9 protein-coding genes are annotated in these 10,083 nt (G+C 72.4%); 6 read left to right on the top strand and 3 right to left on the bottom strand.

The window, feature by feature from the left end:
• Positions 1–33 precede the first annotated feature (33 nt).
• Genes ACFVYX_RS05955 through ACFVYX_RS05930 form a run of 6 tightly spaced genes read left to right on the top strand, consistent with a single transcriptional unit; the run spans position 34 to position 6,574 of the window.
• On the top strand, positions 34–1,083 hold the full coding sequence (locus tag ACFVYX_RS05955; protein ID WP_389680117.1) for a cupin-like domain-containing protein: 1,050 nt from the start codon (positions 34–36) through the stop codon (positions 1,081–1,083).
• A gap of 32 nt (positions 1,084–1,115) precedes the next feature.
• Positions 1,116–2,399 (top strand): MFS transporter, encoded by a 1,284-nt coding sequence (locus ACFVYX_RS05950; RefSeq protein WP_389680116.1) that lies wholly within the window; start codon positions 1,116–1,118, stop codon positions 2,397–2,399.
• A 2-nt stretch (positions 2,400–2,401) separates the two neighbouring features.
• On the top strand, positions 2,402–2,587 hold the full coding sequence (locus tag ACFVYX_RS05945; RefSeq protein WP_389680115.1) for an MbtH family protein: 186 nt from the start codon (positions 2,402–2,404) through the stop codon (positions 2,585–2,587).
• Between the two features lie 9 nt (positions 2,588–2,596).
• Positions 2,597–3,349, top strand: coding sequence for a thioesterase II family protein (locus ACFVYX_RS05940; RefSeq protein ID WP_389680114.1), 753 nt, complete (start codon positions 2,597–2,599; stop codon positions 3,347–3,349).
• Positions 3,350–3,351: 2 nt separating this feature from the next.
• Positions 3,352–4,218 (top strand): alpha/beta fold hydrolase, encoded by an 867-nt coding sequence (locus tag ACFVYX_RS05935; RefSeq protein WP_389680113.1) that lies wholly within the window; start codon positions 3,352–3,354, stop codon positions 4,216–4,218.
• 25 nt (positions 4,219–4,243) lie between these two features.
• Positions 4,244–6,574, top strand: a complete 2,331-nt coding sequence (locus ACFVYX_RS05930) for a M28 family peptidase (protein ID WP_389680585.1) — start codon at positions 4,244–4,246, stop codon at positions 6,572–6,574.
• Between the two features lie 99 nt (positions 6,575–6,673).
• Here the strand turns inward: ACFVYX_RS05930 and ACFVYX_RS05925 are convergent, their stop codons facing one another.
• The 3 genes from ACFVYX_RS05925 to ACFVYX_RS05915 all read right to left on the bottom strand — a co-directional run bounded on the left by ACFVYX_RS05925 (position 6,674) and on the right by ACFVYX_RS05915 (position 10,044).
• Entirely contained in the window at positions 6,674–8,254 is a 1,581-nt protein-coding gene (locus ACFVYX_RS05925) for an aldehyde dehydrogenase family protein (protein ID WP_389680112.1), read from the bottom strand.
• Between the two features lie 152 nt (positions 8,255–8,406).
• Positions 8,407–8,967, bottom strand: a complete 561-nt coding sequence (locus tag ACFVYX_RS05920) for an RNA 2'-phosphotransferase (RefSeq protein WP_389680111.1) — start codon at positions 8,965–8,967, stop codon at positions 8,407–8,409.
• 141 nt (positions 8,968–9,108) lie between these two features.
• Positions 9,109–10,044 (bottom strand): MerR family transcriptional regulator, encoded by a 936-nt coding sequence (locus ACFVYX_RS05915; RefSeq protein ID WP_389680110.1) that lies wholly within the window; start codon positions 10,042–10,044, stop codon positions 9,109–9,111.
• Between the last annotated feature and the right edge of the window lie 39 nt (positions 10,045–10,083).

Genomic DNA, 10,083 nt, shown 5'->3' with positions numbered 1-10,083 from the left:
CCCACAGGACCAGGAACAGGAACAGGACCCGCCATGACCATCGAATCCACCGAGAAGGACGAGACCGTCGCCGGGACGATCTTCCCCGAGGCCACGGTGAAGACCGACGCGATCGACCGGATCCACGCGCCCTCCCGCGAGGAGTTCACGCGTGAGTACGTGTACAAGCGCAAGCCCGCCGTCATCACCGGCCTGATGGACTCCTGGCCGGCCATGGAGCGCTGGAACCTCGACTACTTCCGCGAGCACTTCGGCGACCTGGACATCCACGCCAACCTCCAGCGGCTCGACAACGAGCTGATCCTCGGCAACGTCGGCGGCTTCCGCGGGATGAAGCTGGCCGCCCTGCTCGACGAGATCGAGAAGAACACCGACCCCGGTCGCGCCTTCTACCTGCGGGCCTACCCGGTCCACCGGATGGTCGAGCACTTCCCGGGTCTTGAGGAGGACTACGACCTCCCCGACCTGGCGCCGAACTGGGCCGACATCCGGTTCAAGGCGGACTGGCGGACCGGCACGGTCAACCCGGCCAAGCTGCTCGGCCTCTACCTCGCCAAGACCTTCCTCAACCGCGGCGGCGGCAAGGGCGCCCCGCGCGCGACCGTGTCCTCCCGCGTCGCGGCCGTGATGTTCGTCGGCAGCAAGGGCACCGTCACGCCCTTCCACAGCGACGGCATGCAGACCGCCGCGTACCTGAGCCAGGTCGTCGGCCGGAAGCGCTGCTACTTCGTCTCCCCGGACCAGCACGAGAAGCTGTACCCGCGCCCGTTCCGCCGCCAGTTCGGCATGGCGCAGGTCGACTACCGCCGGCCCGACCTGACGCGCCACCCCCGCTTCAAGGACGTGGTCGTGGAGGAGACCGTCCTCAACCCGGGCGAGACGCTGTACGTCCCCAGCGGCTACTGGCACGCCATCGAGGCCATGGACACCTCGATCTCGTACAGCCACCAGATCGTCGGCGAGGACAACGCCCTCGGCTGGCTGACCTGCATCCCCGAGCGCTACCTGGCGCAGCTGTACTTCAAGTCCCAGGGCGGTCTGCGCAACGTGACCGGCGCCAAGGACTGGGACGACTGGGCCTGACGGTGAGCACACCTGCGAGCACGGCCCCCTCCGTGAGCCCGGCCGCCCCCGGGAGCACCACCGCCCCCGCGGGCCAAAACCTGCTGCGGGACCGCGACTTCCTGCTGTTCGCGGGCGGCCAGGGCACCTCGGCGCTCGGCGACGCGCTGAGCAAGACCGCCCTGCCGCTGCTGGTCCTTGCCCTCACCGGCTCCGGTCTGCACATGGGCCTGATCGCCATGCTGACGGCGCTGCCCATGATGCTCATCGGCGTCCCCGCGGGCGCGTGGGCCGACCGCTTCGACCGGCGGCGGATGATGCTCTGGTCCGACATCGGGCGGGCGCTGCTCGTCGCCGCGGTACCGCTGGCCGCGGTGCTCGGCCTCCCGGTGCTGCCGGTGCTGTACGCGGTCGCCGTGCCGATCGGTGTGCTGTACGCCGTCTTCGAGGCGGCCTGCCTGTCCTGTGTGCCCTCGCTCGTCGGCAGGGACCGGCTCGGCGAGGCCAACTCGCTGCTGTCGATCGGCAACGCGCTCGGCTACATCGTCGGGCCGGCCCTCGCCGGCCTGCTGGTCACCGGCATCGGCGGCACCGGCACCCTGGCGGTCGACGCGCTCACCTTCGCGGTGTCGGCGGCCACCCTGATGCTGATCCGCCGCCCTCTGCAGAGCGCGCGGGAGCACGAGCCCGCGCCGATGCGCCGGCAGGTCCTCGAGGGCTTCCGGTTCATCGCCGGGCACCGGCTGCTGCGGGCGGCGCTGCTCTACTGGGCGGCGATCACGTTCTTCACCTCGCCGATCATCATCTGCGCGACGTACTTCATCCGCGAGGACCTCGGCTGGTCGCCCGGCGTGCTGGGGTCGATCATCGCGGTCTACGCCGTCGGGGCGATCGGCGGCGCCGTCCTCGCCTCACGGATCAAGGAGGCCTCCGTCGCCGTCATGTGCGGCGGCACGGTCCTCGGGAGCGTCGCGCTGCTCGTCCTGAGCGGCACCAGGTCGCTGCCGCTGGCCCTGGGAGTCGTCCTGCTCGCCGGCGCCGGCGAGTCGCTCTCCGCGATCCTCTACAGCACGTTGCGCGCGCGGCTCACGCCGGACGAGCTCCTCGGCCGGGTGACCACGACCGCGCAGGTCGCCGCGTTCAGCCTGAGACCCCTGTCCGTCCTGGTCGCCGGCATCGCCCTCGAAGCGACGTCCGGCGCCGCGACCCTGGCCGTGATCGCGCTCTCCTGCATCGCGATCAGTGCCGTCTTCGCCGTCCGCGTCCGCGGACTCCCGACGGCGACCGAGCCCGTTTCTCCCCTCACCCCCCTCACACCCGAAGAGGTAGCGCGATGACCGTGACCACCACAGAGACCCCGTACGTCGTCGTGGTCAACGACGAGGAGCAGTACTCCATCTGGCGCGGCGACCGCGAGCTGCCGGCCGGCTGGACGGCCGACGGGCCGTCCGGCAGCAAGGAGGAGTGCCTCGACCACATCGAGAAGGTGTGGACCGACATGCGTCCGCGCTGCGTCCGGAGCTGACCGGCCGTCATGACCTGGCTCAGACGGCTCAGCGCCGGTGAAGGAACCAGCCGGATCGTCTGCCTCCCCTACGCGGGCGGCAACGGGACGATCTACGAGAGCTGGACCGCGTGGCTCCCCTCCGACGTGGAGCTGTGGGCGCCCGACCTGCCCGCACGCGAACAGCGGATGCTCGAAGCGCCCGTGGAGGACATGGAGGTGCTCGTCGCCGCCCTGGCCGACGAACTCGCCCCGGACGAGCGGCCGACCACCCTGTTCGGGCACAGCTTCGGCTCGCTCGTCGCGTTCGAACTGGCCCGCCGGCTCCAGCGGCGCTCGCTCCCCGTGCGCTGTCTGGTGGCGTCCGGCATGTCGGCTCCGCAGACCCTGCCGGTCAGGCCCGCGCCGACGGACGCCGAGATCCTCGCCAGTCTCCGTTCGCACGGGGTGGCGCCCGAGGAGTTCTTCCGGCAGCCGGACCTGCTCGAACTCGTCATGCCCGGTCTCCGCGCCGACTACCGGATGGCGATGGGCTACCGGTACCGCGACGGAGAGCCGCTGTCGGCCCGGGTGTTCGCCCTGGGCGGCACCGACGACCGCGGCGTGCCCGCCGAAGGCCTCGCCGCCTGGGCGGAGCAGCAGTCCGAGGGCGACTGCCCGACCCGGATGTGGCAGGGAGGCCACATGTATCTGCTGAGTCACGCGGAGGAAGTCGCCGCGTACGTGATCAGCTGCCATCAGCAGCGAACGCAGCAGCGCATTCAGCAGCCGATCGAAGGATGAACATGGAAACGCGCACCATCACCGTTCCCGGTGGTTCCCTCCGGACCCTCAGCGACGGCACACCGGCCGGCCCCTCCGCCGTCCTCGTCCACTCGGGCATCGCCCACGCCCGGATGTGGACCCCGCTGATGGAGTCCCTCGCCGACGAGATGCACGGCATCGCCTACGACTGCCGCTGCTTCGGCGAGTCCACGACGACGCTCGACGGCGAGTTCTCCGACATCGACGACCTCGCGAGCGTGCTGGACGCCTACGGCCTCGAGTCCACGTTCCTCGTGGGCGAGTCCCGGGGGGCGCGGCTCGCGATCGACTTCGCCCTGGCGCGTCCGGAGCGGGTCCGCGGACTGTTCCTGCTCGCCCCCGACATCTCCGGCTTCGACGGCCCGGTCGCGGACGACGAACGCCCGCTGTTCGACGCCGTCGAGGCGGCCGAGGAGGCCTGGGACGCCGCCGAGGCGGCCGACACCGCCCGGGCGGTCGAGGAGCTGATCGCCCACGAGGTACGGCTGTTCGTCGACGGACCGGGCCGCGAACCCGCGCCGGAGCGGGCCGCCGTACGGGAGGCGGTCGCCGACATGCTGCGGCTCAACTACCGGCAGCAGAAGGACACTCCGGACTTCGTGAAGGCCGAGCCCGCGGCCGGACGCCTGGAGAAGCTCGACGTCCCGGTGCGGGTGCTGGTCGGCGACCGGGACACCGCCGGCATGCGGGCCATGGCAGAGGAGATCGAGCGCGTCTGTCCGCAGGCCCGGCTCGTCCGGGTCCCGGACGCCGCGCACGCGCTCACGCTCGAACACGAGGACACCGTCGTACGCGAACTGCGCGCGTGGCTGCGGGAGATGCGGCAGACGCCGGAGACGGCGGAATAACCATGGAAAGGGTCATGCGGTGAGCATGCTGAAGTCCCGGCCGCGCGCGGTCGACGCGCCCCTGTCCGCACCGCCGCCGGCGGGCGCCCCGACGTCCCGGATCGGCGCGGGGCGGTTCGCCGGCACCTGGGCGGTCGTGGGCCTGCTCCTGGTCGTCGCGTTCGCGCTGACGCACTGGGCGACCCGCCCCGCGCCCGACCGGGAGGCCGGCCGCGCCGCACTGGCCACCACCCAGCGGCTCGAGGACCTCGGCCCGCATGTCGCCGCGAGCCCGCAGCTGGCCGAGGCGCTGGACATCGTCTCCCACGACCTGGAGGCGATCCCGGGCCTCGAAGTGGAGCGGCAGCGGGCCTCCGGCTCGTACCGCTTCCACGACCGGGCCATCGACTACGACGTCGAGAACGTGATCGCCCGCCAGCCCGGCGAGTCCGACGACGCCCTCCTGGTGAACGTCCACGTCGACTCGGCGATGGAGGGGCCCGGCGCCGCCGACGACGGCATCAGCGTCGGCGCGGTGCTCCAGGCCGCACGGCAGCTGGCCGGACAGGACCGCGAGCGCACGGTGATCTACCTGTTCAACGGCGGCGAGGAGGTCGGCCTCACCGGCTCGGACGCCTTCACCCGGCACCCGTGGGCGGCGGACGTCCGCTGGTTCCTGAACCTGGAGGCCGTCGGCTCCGGCGGACTGCCCATCCTCTTCCAGGCGGGCGAGGACGACGGCCGGCTGATCGAGCTCGCGGGCAACACCGAACGGCCCTACGGCTCCGTCCTCGGCCAGTGGCTGTTCCAGGCGGGGCTCATCAACTCCGACACCGACGCCCGGGTCTGGCGCGCCCAGGGCTGGTCGGGCCTCGACTACGCCCTCTTCGAGGACGGCTACCGCTATCACACGCCGAACGACCGGGTCGCCGGGATCGGCGAAGGCTCGGCGCAGGCGATCACCGACCTGACCGTCCGGTTCGTCTCCGACGTGACCGGGCCGGCGGAGCTGGACGAGCGGAAGCCCGCCCCTTACTACTTCGACGTGCTGTCGCGCTGGTGGGTGACGCTCGACCCGCTGCTCACGAAGGCCGGCACGCTCGCCCTCCTCCTCGCCCTGGCCGCGCTGACCTGGCGGGCCTGCCGGGTCTGGGACGTCCGGCGCGGCCGGGTCGCCGCCACGGCGGGCGCCGCGCTCCTCGGGCTCCCGGCGGCCGTGCTCACGGGCCTCGTCCTCGGCGTCGCCCAGTCCCTCGCCGGCCCCCACTCCTGGTTCGCGCACCCGTGGCTGGTCCACGCGGTGACGCTGCCGCTCGTCGTCCTCGGTGCGCTGGCCCCCCAGCTGCTTCTGGAGCGCAGGCGCCGGCGCCGCGCCCCGGACGCCGCCACCGGGCGGCCGGCGGCGGCCCGTACCGCCCTCCTCGGCAACACCTGGGCGGTCGCCCTGCTCGCGGCGGTCACCGCGTGGCTCGGCGTCGGACCCGGCTATCTGCTGTGGATCGCGTCCGCCCTGCTGGTCGTGTCGGTCGGCGGTTTCCTGCTGCTGCCGGGCCGCTGGCGCGCGGTGCCGCTGCTCGTGAGCGCCTTCGTGTCGTTCGTGCTGATCGCCCAGTTCACCCGGAACCTGTTCGAGCTCGCGGTCCCGATGATGGGCCGGCTGCCGACCGCCGTCCCCCTGGACGCGGTCCTCGCCGTGGCGGGCGTCCTGGTCGCCCTTCCGCTGGCGCTGATCCTCGCGCCGTTCGCGGTGTACGCGGGCAGGCCGCCGCGCCGGTCCTGGCTCGTCCTGGCGGCGTACACCGCCGGCGGCCTCCTCGTCGTCGGCCTCGTCCCGCCGTACGACAGCGCGCACCCCAAGCTGGTGGAACTCTTCCAGGAGCAGGCCGGCGGCCGGACCGGCGGCGGGGACGCGCGGATCGTGCTCGAAGGCCGCGACCACCTCACGCCCCAGAAGCTGGGCGTCGTCGACCAGGTGGCGCGCGACACCGGGCTGCGGGCCGACGACGGGGCACTCACCGCGCGGAAGGTGTCCGTACCGGAGGGGACCGTCTCCTTCGACACGGAGGGCACGACCGCGCCCGTCCGGGTCACCCTCGGCGCGCACCGCGCGGAGCTGATCAGGATCACGGTGACGGGCCCCGGCCTCTCCGTCGGCGGCCGGTCCTTCGAGGGCGGCGAGGCGGTCATCGACGTCGTCGGCCGCTTCGGCGGCCACACGGTGACCGTGGAACGCTCGGGTCCCGTCGAGATCCAGGTCGACCAGGTGTTCCTGAAGACCGGGGAGGACGCGAAGCGGGCCGTGGCGGCCCTGCCGGACTGGACCGTGGGCCATGCGCAGACGGTCGTCCAGAGCCACTGGGCGGACGGCGGCCGCTGAGACGGGGTGCCCGGACGGACGGAGCCGCCGAGAGGGGCACGGCTGAGGCGCCGGCGGAGGGGGTACGACCCCTCCGCCGGCGCCTCGGCACCTCGGCGTCTAGCGGGCGCCGTCGGTCCATTCCGCCGGAAGCCGGTACGTCAGGTCGGCCTCGACGGTCGCCACGTCCATCTGGGCCTTCTGCAGCGAGCCGGAGAAGTCCCAGTTCATCGACTGCCAGCGGGTGAACTGGTCGAGCACCCACACGCCGGACTGGCGGCTGCCGTTGCCGGACTTGCCGTTCCCGCCGAACGGGAGGTGGGCCTCCGCGCCCGAGGTGGAGTTGTTGACACTGACCATGCCGGCGCCGACGCCCTGCCGGAAGCGGAACGCGGTGGCCGGGTCGCTGGTCCAGACGGCGGCGGAAAGTCCGTACCCCGGGGTGTTGGCCAGCTCGATCGCCTCGTCGAGCGTCCGGTACGTGGTCACCCCGACGATCGGACCGAAGGTCTCCTCCAGGAAGATCCGGTCCGTGGGGCGGACCCCGTCGACGAGGACCGGGTGGTAGTACAGGCCGTCCGAGGGGTCACCGACGAAGCCTTCCCTGGGCGACTCGGCCGTGATCCTGCCGACCGCGGTCGAGCCGAGCACCGTGTGGTGGTCGTCGATCCAGCTCAGCGCCGTCTCGTAGGTGCGGGCGAACTTCTCGTCGAGCAGCGGGCCGTAGACGACGCCCTCGGACGGCTCGCCCACCGGCGCGGTCCGCACCGCCTCGGTGAAGCGGCGGACGAACTCGGCGTGCACGTCCTCGTGCGCGATGACGGTGCCGAGCGAGGTGCAGCGCTGGCCCGCGGTGCCGTAGCCGGAGAAGAGGGCGGCCTGCACGGCCAGGTCGAGGTCCGCGTCGGGCGTGATGACCATCGGGTTCTTGCCGCCGAGCTCCAGGCACGGCGTCTGCAGGTGCCGGCCGCACAGCTCGCCGATCCGCCGGCCGACCTCCGTCGAGCCCGTGAAGCCGACCTTGTCCACCAGACCGCGGGACAGGGCGGCGTCGAGCCCGGCGAACGTGGTCTCGCCGTCGGCGTGGACCAGGTTGAGGACACCGGCCGGGACGCCCGCGCGCCAGGCGAGTTCGGCCAGGGCGCGCGCGGTCGCGGCGGCGTACTCGGCGGGCTTCCACACCACCGCGTTGCCGCACAGCAGGGCCGGCGCCAGGTACCAGGACGGCACCGCGACCGGGAAGTTGCCCGCCGTCACGATGACGGCGACGCCGACGGGCGTCCGGAAGGTGAACAGCTGCTTGTCGGGCATCTCGGACGGCACCGTGTGGCCGTACAGGCGCCTGCCCTCGCCGAGGAAGAACTCGCAGGTGTCGATGATCTCCTGGACCTCGCCGAGCGCTTCGGCGTACGTCTTGCCGACCTCGCGGGTGACCAGCCGGGCGAGGCCTTCCTTGTTCTCCTGCACGAGGCGCCCGAAGGCCCCCACGACCTGGCCGCGTACGGGGGCCGGGACCCGTGCCCATGCGCGCTGCGCCTCGCGGGCCCTCGCGCAGGCGTCCTGGAAGGTCTCCGCGTCGGCCAGCCGGACCTCGGCGACGACGTCGCTCAGGAGCGCCGGGTTCCGCGAGGTGTGGGTGACGCCGCCCCCGGCGGTCTCCTTGCCGTCGATCACCGAGTACAGCGCAGTCGGAGCCGCCACTGGGACTTCCTCTCACCATGTCGAATGCGGCCGCGAGTATAGCCCCGGCGAGGAAGGCCGGTCCGGGAGAAGGACGGTCGGGGAAGGGCTCGGTCCGGGAAGGCTTGGTCCGGGAAAGGGTCGGTCCGGGAAGGGCTCGGTCCGGGAGGAGCTCAGCCCGGGAAGCGAAGGAACTCCGGCGGGACGGCGTCGGCGAGCCAGACCCCGTTGGCGCTGACGTGGAAGACGTGTCCGGCCCGGTGCATGGCGCCGGCGTCGACGCTGAGCACGACCGGCCGGCCGCGCCGCGCGCCGACCCGGGTCGCGGTCTCCCGGTCGGGGGAGAGGTGCACATGGTGGCGGGCCATCGGGCGCAGCCCCTCCGCCCGGATCGCGGGGAGCCGGGCGGCGACCGTACCGTGGTAGAGGTACGCGGGCGGTTCGGCGGCCGGCAGGCCGAGGTCCACGCCGACGGTGTGGCCCTGGCTGGCGCGGATGCGGCCGCCCTCGACGGCGAAGCGCTTCTTGTCGTTGGTCGCGACGACGTGGTCGAGTTCCTCGCGGGTGATCGGGAAGCCGTGCCGGGCGGCGGCGGTGAGCAGCGCGTCGATCCCGGTCCAGCCGTGGGCGTCGAGAACGAGGCCGATGCGCTCGGGCTGGTGGCGCAGATGCTTGGAGAGGTACTTCGAGACTTTCACCGTGCGGCGCTCGTCCGGCGGTTGGTGTCGGGTCATCCGGTCAGGATGCCGGAGCCGGCATCGTCCGGCCATCGAATTCGGGTGGGCAGGTTTGGTCCACAGCCAACGCGACTTATCCACAAGCAGCGTGGCAGTTCTGTGGACAACGAGCCCTGGTCTGCGGATGAATTCAGTAAGTCATTCCTTTCTGGAGTGACTTGTAGCAAGAGCATCCAATGCCCTCTTATGCACCTCTCGTTCGGTGGCGGCGGTGACGAAGGACGCGACGCCCTCCTGGCCGACCAGTTCCTGAACCGCGCGTACCGTCGCGGCCGGAAGGGTCACCGCGCGCGGCTCGTCGTCCTTCACCCGCGGCGCGTCCGGCGCCAGCTGGAGCTGGAGCTGGAGGTGGCGGGTGGCCAACAACTGCATCGCCCGCGCCAGTTCGGCGTCCACGGTCTGCTGGGCGAGCGGCCGCAGCCGCCGCACCATCGTCGCCGCCTCCGCCGCGTCCGCGTCCGTCGGCGGCCGGTGCTCCAGATAGCGGGCGAAGACGTACTCGGTGGTGAACTCCAGGAACCGGGAGGCGATGTGTTCGACCTGCCCGCGAAGTTCCCTCAGGTGGCCGGTGATCGCCGCCAGTGGAACCCCCGCCGCGTACAACTCGGCGGCCACGGCCAGCTCCTGGGGGCTGGGGACGAGGTACTCCTCCGTCTCCCGGTCCGGGATCCGCTCCAGTACGCCGAGCTCGACGGCCTCCCGGACGGCCTCCTCGTCCGGCGTGCCGCCGAAGCGGGCGTCGAGCTCCGCACGCGAGATACGGGCCGCCTCCTCGTCCGTCCACGGTCCGTGGACCTCCGCGACGAGACCGAGCACCCCGCCGAGCCCCCGCCCGGTGTCCCAGGCCTCCAGGAGCTCCTTGATCGAGGCCAGGGTGTAGCCCCGGTCGAGGAGATCGGCGATCTGCCGGAGCCGCGCTAGGTGCGCGTCCCCGTACACGTTCGACCTGCCCCGCCGCTCCGGGCGGGGCAGCAGGCCGCGGTCCTGATAGGCGCGGATCGTCCGGACCGTGGCCCCGCTGTGATGGGCGAGGTCCTCGATCCGGTACTCCGGCTGTGCTGACTGCTCGGACAAACCCGCTCCCGCCGACCGCTCGCTCCACCCCGCCAGCGC

The sequence above is a fragment of the Streptomyces sp. NPDC058326 genome (assembly GCF_042879855.1).
Lineage (GTDB): Bacteria > Actinomycetota > Actinomycetes > Streptomycetales > Streptomycetaceae > Streptomyces.
This window is presented reverse-complemented; position numbering and strand designations above follow the sequence as displayed.